This is a genomic window from Acidithiobacillus sp., assembly GCF_023255755.1.
In the GTDB taxonomy this organism is placed as follows: domain Bacteria; phylum Pseudomonadota; class Gammaproteobacteria; order Acidithiobacillales; family Acidithiobacillaceae; genus Acidithiobacillus.
The window spans coordinates 1-14,917 of the sequence record NZ_JAGDVS010000133.1 but is presented as its reverse complement, the minus strand read 5'-3'; the positions used below and the strand labels follow the sequence as shown (position 1 = coordinate 14,917).

Here is a 14,917-nt window from a genome sequence, read left to right as displayed (position 1 = left end):
GCGGAGGCGGCGCGGGCCAAGGCGCTGCAGCAGCAGATGGAGGCCGGGGCCAAGCGGCAGGCCGAGGCCAACATGGCGGCGGCACTGGCTAAGCAGGCAGCGGAAAATCAGCGATTGTCCACTATTTTCGGTAGCGAAATTGCAGAACGCGTGAAGAGACATTGGCAGCCCGTTTTTGCACCAAATCTTCATTGTCGCGTAAGCATCGAACTCTCACCGCAAGGCCAGCTAGAAGGTGCACCTGCGATTACCCAGTCCAGTGGAAATGCACAATTTGATTCAGCGGTGATTGCGGCGATTGAAGCGGCAGCACCGTTCCCGCCGCCCATTGGGCTGTCATACTCAGAATTTAAAGTTGTGAATATCGTCTTCAGCGCTAAGGAGCTCAGCAATGGCTAAAAAGTTAATATTTATTTGGCTGCTATCGCTTTTAACATGGGCCTTCGTTCTGCCCGCCCAGGCGACACTCACGGTGGAAATCACCAAGAATGTGGCCTCAGCACTGCCTATCGCCATTCCCTCTTTTGGTCCGGGTATAGCCGGACAGCCATCCGTTGCCGATGTGGTCCGTAATGACCTGCGCCACAGCGGCTTGTTCCGGGTCATTGACCCGGCGGGCTATCCCGGTGACCCCCGCGCTCCCAGCGACGTGAAGGCCGCCGACTGGACAACGGTGGGGGCCACCGGCCTGGCCGTGGGTTCCGTGGAGCCGCTGAACGGCGGCTATGTGGTCAACGTCTATGTCTACAACGTCAGCACGGGTCAGGAACTCACCGCCCACCGTTTCACTTGCTCCGCCGCCGAGTTGCACATGACCGCGCATCACGTCGCGGACGTCATCTATAAGGCGTTTACTGGCAAGCCCGGCCCCTTCGCCAGCCGGATCGCCTACGTCCGCCAGACAGGTGAAAACTACGCACTGCTGGTGGCGGAATCCGACGGCTGGAATCCGCACCCCATCGTGCGCGGCCGCATGCCGGTATTCTCCCCCGTCTGGTCGCCGGACAACCGGCGCCTGGCCTATGTCACCTACGCCAACGCCCGGGCCGTGATCTATGTGCAGGACCTGGCTACCGGACAACGCCAGTCCATCGCCCCCGGTGGCGAGATCGTCAGTGCTCCGGCCTTCTCGCCCAACGGTGAAGATCTGGCCTACGCCCGTTCCTTCGGTGGCCATACGGAACTCTATGTGGCCAATTTACGGACCGGACAGCGCCAGCAATTGACCCATGATGACGCCATCAACACCTCCCCCACCTGGTCGCCGGATGGCAGTCAAATCATATTTGTCTCCGACCGTGCCGGTGGTCCGCAGATCTACGGGATGAACGCGAATGGCGGCGGCGTGCATCGTCTGAGCTACGACGGCGACTACAATGCCGGTCCGGTCTACTCGCCTGCGGGCAATGCGATCGCCTTTATTCACCGCACCGATGGCGTCTATGCCCTCGCCGTGATGAACCCGGACGGCAGCGGCGTGCGCGTGCTGGATGCCCAGGGCAATTGCGATCATCCGAGCTTCGCCGGCAATGGCCAGATGATCCTCTACGGCACCCACCGCGGCGGGCGCAAGGTGCTGGCCGAAGTCAGCCTGGACGGCAAGACCATGGCCGTACTGCACAGCAACGCAGGAGAGGACAGCCAACCGGCCTGGTCCCATTAACAGGGGCGGTACGCTCAGGAACCCTGATAAGGCGTGGGATCGGCGATCCCCGCCTTTTGGAATCCTTCCCGGCGCAGGCGGCAACTGTCACAGCGGCCACAGGACCGGCCTTCGGCATCGAGCTGGTAGCAGGAGCGGGTCATTCCGTAGTCCACACCCAAACTGGTGCCGAGACGAATAATCTCGCTCTTGTTGAGAAACTGCAGCGGCGCATGGATGCGCGGCCCGCGGGCCGCATCGCCGAGGCGGGTAGCCACCTGCGCTAACGCCTCAAAAGCCTGTACAAATTCTGGCCGGCAGTCGGGATAACCGCTGTAGTCCTGGCTGTTCACCCCCAGAAAAATATCCCTGGCGTTCAGCACTTCAGCCAGCGCCAGCGCAAGCGACAAAAAGACGGTGTTGCGCGCGGGCACATAGGTGATGGGGATGCCCGGCGCCAAGCCGGTCTCGGGGACGCTGAGTTGCAGATCGGTCAGCGCCGAGCCGCCAAAAGCCGCCAGATCGATAGGCACCACCCGATGGCTGGCGGCGCCCATGGACTGCGCCAGCAGTGCCGCATAGCGCAGTTCTTCTTTATGCCGCTGCCCGTAGTCAAAAGAGAGGGCGTGAACGGCAAAGCCATCCCGGCGCATGAGCGCCAGCACGGTGGCGGAATCCAGTCCGCCGGAGAGCAGCACAATGGCAGGTGTGGCAGGCATCGGCATGGTCAATGTCCGGGCAGGTCGCCCCAGATCAGTTTATGCAACTGAATCTGCAAGCGTACCGGCAGATGGTCGGCGAGTATCCATTCGGCGAGCTCGCGCAAGGCGAGCGCACCATGGCTGGGAGAAAAGAGTATTTCACAGCGTTCCGCCAAGGCTTCCCGCACGAGCGCGTCTTTGGCCCAGTCGTAATCGGCACGACTGCACAGCACGAATTTAATCTGGTCCTGCGGGTTGAGTAAGGGCAGGTTTTCCCAGAGATTGCGTTCGCACTCCCCGGAATCAGGGCTTTTGAGGTCGAGCACCTTCACCACCCGGGCATCCACTCCCGCCAGCGAAAGGGCACCGCTGGTTTCCAGAAAGACTTCATAGCCCGCATCGCAAAGCTGCGTCATCAGCGGCAGCACATCAGCTTGCGCCAGCGGTTCGCCACCCGTCACCACCACCATCCGGTTTCCCCCCGCGCGCACCTGTTCCAGAATTTCGGGGATCTGCCGCCATTCGCCGCCATGAAACGCATAGGCCGTATCGCAGTAATGGCAACGCAAGGGGCAGCCCGTGAGACGCACAAACGTCGCGGGACGCCCGACACTGCGGGTTTCCCCTTGCAGGCTATGGAAGATTTCCGTGACGCGGAGTCGCCCCTCCATCACTTTCCGGCGGGCAACGCCTGTAACTGCGCATCCGCCTTCTGGGCCGATGGCGTGCTCGGATATTGCTTGATGATCTTGTCGAGGACAGCGCGGGCTTTGCCGGGCTGGCCGATGGCCTGATAGATTTCCGCCATGCGCAACATGGCTTCCGGCGCCTTGCTGCTTTGGGAGAAGCGCGCCTGCACGGTGTGGAGACTCTTCAGGGCAGCGTCATTCTGGCCCAACACATACTGTGCCTGTCCGAGCCAGTAGTACGCGTCAGGCACCAGGCTGCTCTGCGGATATTTCTGAATAAAGCCCTGCAGCCCGGTGACGGCGGATCCGTACTTGCCCTGCCGCAGCAGATCAAAAGCCCGCTGATAATCGGCCTGCCCCAAACCCTGGACCGAGGGCGCGGACGTATTGCTCGCTGCCGTAGCGACCGCGGCGGCCGGGCTGATGACGTCGGCACTACTGCCGACCGCGCTGCTGGTGCTGGCGGTTGCCGCCGTACCCGGCAAGGCCACGGCAAGCTGCGCCGCCAGGGCCTGTACCTGGGCCGCAGTGGATTGCTGCTGGGTTTGCAGGGCATGGGTTTTGGTGTCGAGTTCGCCGCGCAGATCGCGGACTTCCTGTTCCAGACGCTGGGTGCGCCCGAGCAGGACAGCCAACGCGCTTTGACTGCCCTTGCTCGCCTGCTGAACCGCCACCAGGCTGCTCAGTTCGCCCTGCATGACCGCCATCTGCTGTTGCAACTGCAGCACTTTCTCGCCGGTTGACTCGGCCTGTGCGAAGGGACTCAGGCATAGCAAGGAAAGGACGGGAAAAAGATGCCAGCGTTTCATCAGCACACGCTCCTTGGCGTTCAGCCGTTATAGCCACCGCTGTAAACGAAGTCCACACGACGGTTTTTTGCCCAGCAGACAGAGTCGTTCGTGGTACACAAGGGATTGTCCTTGCCAAAACTGACGGTGCTGACCCGCGCCGCGCTGACGCCCTGGGATTCCAGGAACTGTTTCACCGTCTCGGCGCGCTGCTCGCCGAGGGCCAGATTGTACTCCTGGGTACCGCGATCATCGGTGTTCCCCTCCAGGCGAACCTCGATATGGGGGTGGGCCACCATGAACTGCGCATTCTGAGTGGCAATCTGCTGGGCCTGTGCATCCATAGAGCCGCTATTAAATTCAAAATGCACCCGCAAATGCTGCGGCAAGGCGGCCAGTTCAGCGGCAGTCAGGCCACTGCTGCCCCCGCCGATGGGGCCGTTGGCATTGAGGTTCTGGCCGTTGATGCCTTCGCCGGCATAGCCGGCCGTGGCCGCAGAATTGGCGGGAGCCACCGCACCGGCCGTAGTGGGTGCCCCGCTCCCCACGTTGTGCGCACAGCCCGCCAGCGTCAGCGCTCCGGCTACAGCAACGACCACCTTCAGAAAATCAGAACGCATGTTTTCAACCCCCGCAAAAATTTCGGGAATTGTAGCCTGTAGCCAGAGACAATAGCAATGCGGCACGCACGAAGCCATCGCCTGGGCTATCGCGATGTCACGGTTTTTTGCGCCGAATCATACCTGATCAAACGAGGCATGATGAGGACTGACGCCCAAGATCCCTTTGAGCGGAAAACCGTGCCGTGCTTTGGCAAGTGTGCTTGAATGAGCCATACTTCGAAATCCTTCGCTACGCCGCATAAGCATCGGATAACCCCGCATGAAGCACCCTATCCTCGTCGTCGGCGGTGCCGGTTACATCGGCTCGCACATGGCCAAGATGCTCGTCCAGAGTGGGCATGAAGTGCTCATCCTGGATAATCTTTCTACGGGCTTTCGGGAAGCCGCCCGCTATGGCCGTTTGCTTGAAGGCGATCTGGCGGATACAGCGCTGCTGGAACAGATTTTCGGGGAGACGCCCATTGCCGCCGTGATGCATTTTGCGGCGCTCAGTCAGGTAGGCGAGTCCATGCGCGAACCCGCCCGCTACTATCGCAATAATGTCGCCAACACCCAGAATCTACTGGAAACCATGCGCCGCCATAACGTGCGCCGCTTCATATTTTCATCCACGGCGGCATTGTTCGGGGAGCCGGAATATACCCCCATCGACGAGCAGCATCCCCAGCGCCCCATCAATCCCTATGGGCGCAGCAAGCGCATGGTGGAGGAGATGCTGGCCGACTATGACCGCGCCTACGGCCTGCGCTTCGTCAGCCTGCGTTACTTCAACGCCGCCGGAGCCGACCCGCAGGGCGAACTGGGTGAGCGCCACGATCCCGAGAGCCATTTAGTCCCCCTCGTGTTGCAGGCGGCCAGCGGTCGGCGGGCACAGATAGCCATTTACGGCGACGATTACCCCACACCGGACGGCACCTGTGTGCGCGACTATATTCATGTCTGGGACCTGTGCGACGCGCACCTGCTGGCTTTGGAGCATTTGCTGGCCGACGGGGAAAGCAATACCTTTAATTTGGGCAACGGTCAGGGCTTTTCGGTGCAGGAAGTCATTGATACCGCCCGGCACGTTACCGGCCGGGGCATTCTCGCCGACGTTCAGCCCCGCCGCCCCGGTGATCCCGCCGTGTTGGTGGCCGACAGCCAAAAGGCTCGGGATACCCTGAATTGGGAACCACGCTTTGCGGATCTGGCCGCGATGATTGAGCATGCCTGGAGTTGGGAGCAGCAGAAAGGGACTGCTTGGTGATGAGAGCCGCTCGCACGCGGCACGCGCAATGAGCGGCACTGGCGACCGAGGTAGTTGGCTTTATTCCGGCCCGAAGTGGCGGAAAACCGTGCCGTGCTTTGGCAAGTGCGCTTGAATGAGCCATACTCCCTGAATCAGTCGCGTGGGGCTTGGAGGAAGGGCTGTGAACGACATCCAACGTATCACCATTGAACCGGGTAAACGCGGCGGTCAGCCTTGCATTCGGGGACTTGTTTACACCCATCCCCGCCCAGCCCCGGCCCATGCGCGGGCCAGTTCGGCGCTCGGCAACAAAGTGGGGATGCCCTTCGATCAAAGGGAAGACTTCGCCGCCATCGACCTCTCCGGCCTGAGGGTGGATTGAACGCCATGCGCCTCAGCCCCGAACAAATCGCGCAAATCCTTCAACTATGAAGATGAAATGTCCAGTTTGTGGCGCGGCAGAGCTCATCCACGATACGCGCGATGTGACATATACCTACAAGGGTGAAACGACCATTATTCCCGCAGTGACGGGGGACTTTTGCCCGGCTTGTGCGGAATCTCTTCTGGATGCCAACGAAACGGATCGTGTTATGCGCGAGATGCGTTCCTTCTCCAAACAGGTGAACGCCTCCATTGTCGACCCGGGTTTCATCGTCCGTGTTCGTAAGGAGCTTGCCCTGGATCAGCGCGAAGCCGCTGAAATATTCGGCGGCGGCGTCAATGCGTTCTCGCGGTATGAGACGGGCAAGACCAAGCCGCCCCTGTCACTGGTGAAATTGTTCAAGGTGCTGGATAGGCATCCTGATTTATTGAACGAGATACGCTCAGGTTGAGCGGGATGATGCGCGGTAAGTGGCGACACCTTCAACTAATTGTTCATATGGGGCAATACCTATGGCCATACAGCATGTCTCGCTTCGGGAGGCCAACCAGCATCTCTCTAAATACATTGAAATGGCGTCCCTGGGTGCCGAAATCATTGTGACCAAAAGGGGGCGCCCCGTGGCGCGCATCGCACCCATTGAGGTTCGCGGGCGGATGTCGGATGCCCAAAAAATCGCTCTGGAACGGTCTCGGGCCAGAATGTGGCAGGGGTATTCGCTGGGAGGTGAGCCCTTCGACCGGGAGGCTGCGCATGCGCGTTAAGCGCATCTCCCTCGACACGAACATCCTGGATGACAAGATGAAACGCTTCCTCACCGGCGCCAACGGGTTTGCGCTCTGGTTGTTTATACGGCAAAATACCGTATACGGTATTTTGCCGTAATTTATGGAGGTGGATATGGCAGCCGCTCGGTTTGATTTGAAAATGGATGTAGAAGAAAAGGCGTTTGTTTCTCGTGCTGCGGCCTTGGCTGGCACTACGATGGCCGCATTCGTGCGCACCGCAGCCAAAGAAAAGGCACGCGACCTGTTGGATCGGGAGTCTCGCATTACGATGTCAGACCAGGATTTTCAAGCGTTAACGATGGCGCTGAATGCGGCGTTCGCGCCCAATGCCGCTTTGCAAAACGCAATGCGCCTTGCGCGCAAGATCCGGCGTGCTTGAAGCGCAACTGCTCGATCCGCAGCGCCATGACCGTCAGGCTTTTACCTCTGGTGTGGACGCGCTGGATGAGTACCTGCATCGCTTCGCCGTTCAGCACGCCCGGAAGGGCATTGCGGTGGTGCGCGTATTGGTCGATACGGACATGCCGGAAACCATTCTGGGTTACTACAGTTTGAGTGCCGCGCAAATCGATGCCGTTCAAATGGATGCGCCGACCCGGCAAAAGCTGCCGCGTTATCCTGTGCCGTGCTTTCGTCTGGGGCGCTTGGCGGTTCATTCGGCGCATCAGGGGGTAGGGCTGGGGCGGCTCCTCATGGGGTGTGCTGTTGAACATTGTTTTGAGGCCCGCAAAACGGTGGCCGCATATGCGCTGGTGGTCGATGCCAAGGGAGAGAATGCCGGGGCGCTCTATAGGCATTACGGTTTTGTACCTTGCCGGGATAATCCGATGACGCTGTATCTATCGTTGGGTGCAAATTTATCAATGAACGAGATACGCTCAGGTTGAGCGGGATGATGCGCCGCAAGTGGCGGCGCCTTCAATAAGCCCCGTCCCGCCGCAAAACCACCTTGACGGTGCGCAACAGGATGACGATGTCATACCAGAGCGTCCAGTTCTTCACATACCAGGCGTCGAGATGGGCGCGTTCATCAAAGGTGGTTTCCGATCGCCCGCTGACCTGCCATAGGCCGGTAATGCCCGGATGCACCAAACGATAAAGGCAGACATTTTCGCCGTAACGGTCAAGCTCCCGCTCTAATAACGGGCGCGGGCCCACCAGGCTCATGTCGCCGCGCAGCACATTGAATAGCTGGGGCAATTCATCCAGGCTGCCACGCCGCAGCGACTTCCCGATCCGCGTCACCCTGGGATCGTCACGGATCTTGAAATTTCTTTGATATTCAGCGGCCAAATCGGGGTGACTGTGCAGATATTGCTTCAGGCGATCTTCCGCATCCATCACCATGCTGCGGAATTTCACGCAGCCGAATTGGCGACCCCGCCTGCCCATGCGCTCCTGGATAAAAAACACCGGCCCGCCATCCTCCCTGCGAATGCGCCAGGCAATGTAAAGAAGCAACGGCGACAAGATCACCACCAGCAACGAGGCAGCGACCAAATCGAAAAGGCGCTTGCTGATGCGCGGGCCGAGCCGGGCCAGGTTGTCCCGCACCCGCAGCATCAGCACCTCGTGGCTAAAGAAATGCATGACCTCCATGCCAAAAAGCGGCAAGCCGCGCAAGGGAGGCGCGATGGTAAGGTTGGGATAGCGGAGGCCCAGGGAGTGCAGCAGTCGTTCCTGAGCCTCCCACTGATCCATATCCAGCGCCAGCACCACATGGGGTTTGCCCAAACGGGCCAGGGTGGCCAAAGGATCCTCTCCCAGGGCCTCTATGGGCGCATGGGTGGGAAAGCTCCCGGCGGCAGGACTGCAGCCTCCCGGCAACAGCACCCGTTGTACGGAATAGCCCAGCATGGGCTCGCTGTCCAAGGCGCGGATGGCCTCGGCGGCGTTTTGCCCGCAACCGATGATCACCACCGGTCGCGTCCAGGCACCCAGGCCCTGCAAAGTCCGGCGCAACAGCCATCGCGTCAGGGGTAAGAGCCCCAAGACCAGCACCCAGGTGGAAAAGAGCCACAGCCGTGACATCTGCCATTTACCGGCAAAGGCAATGGCCGCATTCAATGCCAGCAAGAGGACGAACACCCCCAGCATTTCACCCATCTCGTCCCAAAAGGCCTTGCGCCGGGAATAATGCCCCTTAAAGGCGAAGGCCATAATGCCCAATGCCGACAATACGAGGAAAAGCAGCAGGTTGATTTGCGCATGGCTTCCCCACCAGTGGAGCAGCACCCAACCGGAATTCAGGTGATAATAGAAAGCATGAGAAAGACGGCCCAAATAAAAGGCCGTCAAAACTGCCGCCATGTCGCCTAAGATGAGCGTATAAGGCACCCATTGCGACCAGCGCACACGCGCACGCGTCGTTACCGCGGATTTTATGATGGCCACCGCCATACCTCATCATCAAAAGAATCGGTGTCTTACATATTTTTCGACCAGGAACCATCCATGCATCATTAATCCCGTCGCCGGACAATTATAGCGCTGAAATTGGAAAAAGACGCATGCCGGGCCGTTCCATTGCCGTTCACCAATTCGCCATGTTAGGATGCCCCCCAAGCATAGCAGCAAAAGAATTGCTCGGGAGAGAAGAGATGGCACGACTTGTCTGGGCCGTGGGCGGTTTTCTTGCTGCGGTTATCGGGATGCCACTGGCATGCGCTGAGGGATCTTCATGGCTGGCTACCTATCCCTATGGGCAGGCGCCATCCCAAAAACTGATTGCCGCCGGGTTGGCGCCCGGTTATCTGGAAAACACGGCGGCAACCGGGAGTGGCCCAACCAACGATTCGGCAGTGACCTCGGAGCGTCCGCTCGGCGCGCAGTCGGCCATCATTCACGCCCATCCCATAGCACCAGCAAATGCCCAGCCCGCCATGCCCGCGTGGTGGAACGAGCCTTCCCAACTGCAGCAGCAGCCGGCTCAGAGTCTGGTTCCGCCCCTCCCTCCCGGCAGCACCCCCTGGTATGACACCCTGTGGGGGGTGGCCGGTATCGGAGTGGCCGCAACGGGCGCCACGATGTTTCTTGATCACGGCATCAACCATTACGTCGAGACCCACTTGAGCTACAGCTTCCGTAACCATGTGCCCTTGAATATCGCCGACGTACTCACGGATAGCTCCGTGATTTTTGCCGGAACGACCTGGTTTCAGAGCCCCTGGGCCAGCGCCAAGCTGGCGCACGCTTCCAGCGTCGCGCTCACTGCGACAGCGATCACGACGGCGGAAGTCTTTCTGGTAAAATACGCCGTCGGGCGGGCGCGGCCTGGCGGGCCCAACAGCAGTTCCACGCACTATACCCCATTCAGTTCGCATTATCGGGTGATGACCACCAGCTTCCTTTTCAACAACAACGTTGGCCCAACCGCCTCCTTTCCCTCCGGTCATACCGCCGTTGCCTTCTCAATAATCACCCCCTATGCGCAGATTTATCACCAGCCCTGGCTGTATACGATCCCCTTTGCGGTGGGGATCAGCCGTATTCTGGCGCAAGACGGCCACTGGGCATCGGATGTCGTTGCGGGTGGATTTGTCGGCTGGCTTACCGCCGACCTCACTAACCGGTATTTTGCCAAGAGCGACTATGGTTTCATGATATTTGGAGATGGCGTTGGCTTCTACGGCAAGTTTTAATACCCAAATCAAAGCATCCTTATCGAAAGTCCTCCGGGGCCTGCACTGGTGGCGTAGTTGCCTCTGGCTGGGGCTCATGAGCAGCACCCTCACCGGCTGTGCGATCATGACCGGGTCGCCGGCACCGACCTCTCCACAGCAACAACAGGCATTACCCTCCGCAGTACTTTCCCAGCACGAAGATCATCTCTCCCCGGCAACCATGGATCGCCTCCTGCACCGGAGCATCACCTATCACCTCGGGGCGGGGGACGTGGTGTCCATCGCTGTCTACCTGCATCCTGATCTTTCCGTACCCCAGCCGGGGATGGCTTCTTCGGGGCTGATCGGGGCCCTCGTCAGCAATGACGGGAACATTCAGCTTCCGCTGCTCGGCGTGGTCCATGTGGCGGGCATGACCACAAAACAGTTACAGGCCCACCTGACCACACTCTATGCGCGGTATGTCATTGATCCCAAGGTGTCCGTCCAGCTCCAGGTCACCCATAGTATTCGTTACTACCTGCTGGGAGAATTCATCAAACCCGGTCTGGTCTATTCCGACCGGCCGTTGAACGTGCTGGAGGCCATGGCCCTGGGTGGGTCGGTGAACCTGGCCGATGCCGATCTGCGCGGTGCCTACGTGGTGCAGGACGGCCGGAAGTTGCCGGTCAACTTCCACAAGCTGATTCTGGCCGGCGACCTCCAGCAAAACATCCCCCTCAAAACCGGGGATACCGTGCTCATTCCCAGCATAACCACCATGCGCGCCTATGTCTTCGGCGCCGTCAACAAGGCAGGCCCCATTCCCTTCGTAAACGGACACCTGAGCCTGTTGCAGGCCCTCTCGGATGCGGGCATGAATACCACCAACCTCACTACCGCGCAGCTCAGCGATATCCGCGTCATCCGGTCGGAAGGCGCCACCGGACAGTTTTATGTGGTGGACGCCCGGCGCATTCTGGAAGGCAAGGCGGCCCCCTTCTACCTCAAGTCGGGAGATATCGTCTTCGTGCCGCAAACGATGGTCAGCAGTTGGAACCAGGCTATCCAGCTTCTTTTACCCTCGCTGCAGGCCATTGGCGCTATTCTGAACCCCTTCGTGTCTATCAAGTTCTTGCAGCAATAGGAAATATTTGTGACCGATCACACAACATCACAGAGTTCAGCAAACAGCGCGCCTCTTGGTTCCAGCCATGCCGGGATGGCTGGCGGCAACGAGGTCGAGGGCGGAGACGAAATCGACTTGGGTGCACTATTCCAGGCGTTGAAGGAAGGCTGGCGGTTGCCGGTGCTCCTGGGGGGCATCGCGGCCTTTTTGGCGGTGGTCGTCGTTCTGCTCTCCAAACCGGTTTTTGACGCAGGCGGTTCGCTCTATTTGGGGAGCGCCGAAAAAAGCCAGTCGGTATCCTCTGGCGCGCTGAGTGGCTTTTCATTACTCTCCGGGCTCATGCAAGGTTCCAGCATGGCGACCCAGGTGGACATAGTCCGTAGTCGTAGTTTTGTCGAGCAGGCTATCCTGGATTCCGGAATCAATACCGAGGTGTGGCAGGCGGGAGACCAACCGGGGGTCCATTTTTGGAACTGGCTGCTGGGTGGGCATTCTCTTTCAATCTATGCGCCACCATCCACGGCGCTACATGCTGTACTGGCGGATGTAACGGACCCGAGTCTGGCAAAAACAAAACTCACTGTTCATTTTTCGTCCGCTGGGCATTACCAGATAACGAAGGGTAAACAGGTCGTACTCCAGGGCCAACTCGGGCAACCGGCCGTTGGCCCCGGGATTCGCCTGGAACTGCGCGCGGTCAATCCCCAATATATCCCCCAATCTCAAGCTACATATCGTCTGAGCGTGCAAACCCCGCGTTCGGTATATAATGCGATGACACGAAACGGCACCTTGGGCGTGAGTCAATTAGGTGGCAGCTCGGGTGGTACCGCCAAAACCACATATATCGTCAGCGTGAATTATCGGGATACGGATCCCGTAGCCGCCCAGCAATTCGTCCAAGCCCTCATGCACACCTATCTTGCCAAAACGCATTCCTGGGCAACCGGCCAAGCGGGCGCCACGTATGATTATCTGAGTGCGCAAATGCATAAGATTCGGACAGCGCTTTCGGCAGCGGACACCAGACTGGCGCAATACCAGGCGCAGAGTGGTGTGATCGCGGTTTCCGCAGGCGCGCAGGCACTGATCAAGCAGGAAGCCGAATACGAAACACAGCGATCCCAGTTCAAGCTGCAACTCTATGCTCTCCAGCAGCTCAGCCGACAGATCTCCACGCCCAATGCACAGGTTAACCCGTATATCCTCAGCAGTATTCATGATCCTGTTCTCGATAAATTGAGCGGGCGTTTGGCTGCCGCGCAGACAAAGCTATCCTCCCTGGAAAAACTATATACTCCTGCTGCCCCCCAGGTGGTCCAGATCCTGGCAGAAATTCAGTCCATCCAGTCAGCGACTAGCAATCTCATCGACAACCAGGAAAAGTCGGCACAGCAGCAGTTACAGTCCCTCGATACACTCATCAGCCAGTATCAGGGAAAGATGGGTAAATTCCCGCAGGCCGAGCTGAAGGTGATTTCCCTCACGCGCTCCAGCGAGGTTCTGGGCAAGCTCTACATGTTTTTGCTCCAAAAACAGGAAGAGGCGGCGATCAACAAGGCCAGCACGATTACCAAGAATCGGATACTGGATACGGCGCTCGTCCATGACAAGCCCGTCACACCCAAGGCCAAGGAGGATGTGATCCTCTTCGGTTTACTGGGAATCTTTTTGGGGCTTGGCCTTGTACTGGGGCGATTCCTTATGCATCCAGGATTTCGTTCTGATGAAGAGCTGCGGCGCCATTATCCTTTTCTTCCCCTCTATGGGTTGTTGCCGGTAAGCGGAGACGTCTCGCTAACGAAGCGTGACGGGTTCCAACTGCCGGAAGCACGCTCCGGCTTCGGGGAAGCGATTCGTCTTTTGCGCAGTAACCTCTATCTCGCAACGGCGCAGGGCCACGGACAAATCCTCATGGCTTCATCGGCCACCCCACAGGATGGGAAAAGTACCGTCTCCTATCAATTAGCCGCTGCCCTAGCACAAGACGGCAAGAAGGTCATGGTGATCGATGCGGATTTGCGGAAACCACACATCCATGAGGTGTTCCGTATTGCCCAGGCACCGGGTCTGGCCGGGATTCTTGCCGGACGCCATTCCTGGCAGGAGTCGGTGCGACAGATCAAAGAGCCGAATGTGGATCTGATTACTGCGGGAAACATTCCGCCAAATCCCAGCGAATACATCGGCACCGATCACTTCGCCCAGATGCTGACGGAAATGCGTCCATTGTATGACTACATTTTGCTGGATACCCCTCCCTTCCCGATGGTGGGCGACAGCCTCCTCCTCGGTCGTCAGGCGGATCGCATCCTCACTGTGGTCCGGGTGAACGGTACGCCGCGCAAAGCCTTTAAGGAGCACCTGCAGGGATTGATGAGCCTGGAAAAGCCGTTGGGTCTGATCATCAACGGAATTCGCGTCAATGCCACCTATGGGTATGGTTACGGTTATCACTACGGAGAACCGGGCCCCGCAGTGAAGGGCTGGCGCAGGATGCTTCGTGGCTGGCTCCAAAAGTTATGGGGATAAGCTTGGGGCGCATCTGGCCGGGCCGCTTTTTTCAGAGAAGCATAGAACCTGCGCCACCGGCTGCTCCGTACTGGGATTTTCATTGTCACCTGCTTCCTGGGGTAGACGACGGGTTGCGTACACTGGATGAAACGCGCATAGCGATCGCGGGCTTGCAACACCAGGGATATCGCGGTGCCGTGTTAACTCCGCATATCTACCCCGGGGTCTACGATAACGACCCAGAGGGTTTGCGGCAGGCTTTCGCTGATCTGCAGCGCAGTCTGGAAGGAGGCTTTGCGCTGCGGCTTGCTGCCGAATATTTTGCCGATGAAACGATGTTCGACGCCATTGCACAAGATGACCTGCTGTATTTGCCACTAGGGGATCAGAAAGTCGTCCTGGTAGAATTTCCGGCACTGATGCCAAACCCTTGTGGCATGGACGTACTTGTCCATCTGAGCCGTGCCGGCTATCAGCCTGTATTAGCGCATGTAGAGCGGTATCGGTACATCCAACAGGAGCCCTCCGCCTGGCTGGACAAAATACGGCATACAGGGGCCTGGTTGCAATGCGACATCGGTAGTCTGGTTGGACAATATGGACCGCATCCCCAAGCGTTAGCACATGATCTTCTGGATCGTGATCTCCCCACGCTCTGGGGGACTGACCTGCATCGCACCACGCAATTGGAACGTTATGTGGCCCCCGGATTAGTCTTGTTGACGAAGCATGGGAAACGGATCAACCAGATCCTTGAGGAGCAGGCAGCATGAATGGTCATTTTGATGCACGCGTTCTCGTGGTGGGCGGCGCCGGATACATTGGCTC

At 58.9% G+C, this 14,917-nt stretch carries 18 protein-coding genes; 13 read left to right on the top strand and 5 right to left on the bottom strand.

The features are described 5' to 3' along the window. The coding region (locus Q0C48_RS09220) for a TonB family protein (protein WP_291523659.1) at positions 1-399 on the top strand (399 nt) is incomplete at its 5' end. Next, the gene (gene tolB, locus Q0C48_RS09215; RefSeq protein WP_291523657.1) at positions 392-1,663 is read left to right on the top strand and encodes a Tol-Pal system beta propeller repeat protein TolB; all 1,272 of its coding nucleotides are present in this window, start codon (positions 392-394) and stop codon (positions 1,661-1,663) included. The genes Q0C48_RS09220 and tolB, both read left to right, overlap by 8 nt. A gap of 14 nt (positions 1,664-1,677) precedes the next feature. On the opposite strand, the gene queC is transcribed toward tolB, so the two are convergent. From queC to pal, 4 genes are read right to left on the bottom strand one after another with little or no spacing between them, the layout of a single operon-like run. Then, on the bottom strand, positions 1,678-2,367 hold the full coding sequence (gene queC, locus Q0C48_RS09210) for a 7-cyano-7-deazaguanine synthase QueC (RefSeq protein ID WP_291523655.1): 690 nt from the start codon (positions 2,365-2,367) through the stop codon (positions 1,678-1,680). 2 nt (positions 2,368-2,369) lie between these two features. Continuing rightward, entirely contained in the window at positions 2,370-3,014 is a 645-nt protein-coding gene (gene queE / locus Q0C48_RS09205) for a 7-carboxy-7-deazaguanine synthase QueE (protein ID WP_291523653.1), read from the bottom strand. Next, positions 3,014-3,841, bottom strand: a complete 828-nt coding sequence (gene ybgF, locus Q0C48_RS09200; protein ID WP_291523651.1) for a tol-pal system protein YbgF — start codon at positions 3,839-3,841, stop codon at positions 3,014-3,016. Before ybgF ends, queE begins: the two co-directional genes overlap by 1 nt. A gap of 20 nt (positions 3,842-3,861) precedes the next feature. Further along, entirely contained in the window at positions 3,862-4,440 is a 579-nt protein-coding gene (pal, locus tag Q0C48_RS09195) for a peptidoglycan-associated lipoprotein Pal (RefSeq protein WP_291523649.1), read from the bottom strand. Positions 4,441-4,702: 262 nt separating this feature from the next. On the opposite strand from pal, the gene galE reads away from it, so the two are divergent. The 7 genes from galE (at position 4,703) to Q0C48_RS09160 (ending at position 7,731) form a co-directional block, all read left to right on the top strand. Further along, entirely contained in the window at positions 4,703-5,689 is a 987-nt protein-coding gene (gene galE / locus Q0C48_RS09190) for a UDP-glucose 4-epimerase GalE (protein WP_291523647.1), read from the top strand. Between the two features lie 163 nt (positions 5,690-5,852). Beyond that, complete coding sequence (locus Q0C48_RS09185) at positions 5,853-6,053, top strand: hypothetical protein (protein ID WP_291523645.1); 201 nt, start codon at positions 5,853-5,855, stop codon at positions 6,051-6,053. Between the two features lie 52 nt (positions 6,054-6,105). Continuing rightward, positions 6,106-6,507: a type II toxin-antitoxin system MqsA family antitoxin gene (locus Q0C48_RS09180; RefSeq protein ID WP_291523643.1), complete on the top strand. Its 402-nt coding sequence runs from the start codon at positions 6,106-6,108 to the stop codon at positions 6,505-6,507. 61 nt (positions 6,508-6,568) lie between these two features. After that, positions 6,569-6,820, top strand: a complete 252-nt coding sequence (locus Q0C48_RS09175; protein ID WP_291523641.1) for a type II toxin-antitoxin system Phd/YefM family antitoxin — start codon at positions 6,569-6,571, stop codon at positions 6,818-6,820. After that, positions 6,810-6,941 (top strand): hypothetical protein, encoded by a 132-nt coding sequence (locus tag Q0C48_RS09170; RefSeq protein ID WP_291523639.1) that lies wholly within the window; start codon positions 6,810-6,812, stop codon positions 6,939-6,941. The genes Q0C48_RS09175 and Q0C48_RS09170 overlap by 11 nt, the downstream gene beginning before the upstream one ends. A 15-nt stretch (positions 6,942-6,956) precedes the next feature. Beyond that, the gene (locus tag Q0C48_RS09165; protein WP_291523637.1) at positions 6,957-7,223 is read left to right on the top strand and encodes a DUF1778 domain-containing protein; all 267 of its coding nucleotides are present in this window, start codon (positions 6,957-6,959) and stop codon (positions 7,221-7,223) included. Further along, positions 7,216-7,731 carry a GNAT family N-acetyltransferase gene (locus Q0C48_RS09160; protein WP_291523635.1) on the top strand — a complete coding sequence of 172 codons (516 nt, stop codon included), beginning with the start codon at positions 7,216-7,218 and terminating at the stop codon, positions 7,729-7,731. Before Q0C48_RS09165 ends, Q0C48_RS09160 begins: the two co-directional genes overlap by 8 nt. Positions 7,732-7,762: 31 nt before the next feature. On the opposite strand, the gene wbaP is transcribed toward Q0C48_RS09160, so the two are convergent. Beyond that, positions 7,763-9,244, bottom strand: a complete 1,482-nt coding sequence (gene wbaP, locus Q0C48_RS09155) for an undecaprenyl-phosphate galactose phosphotransferase WbaP (protein WP_291523633.1) — start codon at positions 9,242-9,244, stop codon at positions 7,763-7,765. A 200-nt stretch (positions 9,245-9,444) separates the two neighbouring features. On the opposite strand from wbaP, the gene Q0C48_RS09150 reads away from it, so the two are divergent. From Q0C48_RS09150 to Q0C48_RS09135, 4 genes are read left to right on the top strand one after another with little or no spacing between them, the layout of a single operon-like run. Then, positions 9,445-10,485: a phosphatase PAP2 family protein gene (locus tag Q0C48_RS09150; protein WP_291523631.1), complete on the top strand. Its 1,041-nt coding sequence runs from the start codon at positions 9,445-9,447 to the stop codon at positions 10,483-10,485. After that, positions 10,457-11,593: a polysaccharide biosynthesis/export family protein gene (locus Q0C48_RS09145; RefSeq protein WP_291523629.1), complete on the top strand. Its 1,137-nt coding sequence runs from the start codon at positions 10,457-10,459 to the stop codon at positions 11,591-11,593. The genes Q0C48_RS09150 and Q0C48_RS09145 overlap by 29 nt, the downstream gene beginning before the upstream one ends. A 9-nt stretch (positions 11,594-11,602) precedes the next feature. Then, entirely contained in the window at positions 11,603-14,107 is a 2,505-nt protein-coding gene (locus Q0C48_RS09140; protein WP_291523627.1) for a polysaccharide biosynthesis tyrosine autokinase, read from the top strand. A 2-nt stretch (positions 14,108-14,109) separates the two neighbouring features. Next, positions 14,110-14,862, top strand: a complete 753-nt coding sequence (locus tag Q0C48_RS09135) for a CpsB/CapC family capsule biosynthesis tyrosine phosphatase (RefSeq protein WP_291523625.1) — start codon at positions 14,110-14,112, stop codon at positions 14,860-14,862. Positions 14,863-14,917 lie beyond the last annotated feature (55 nt).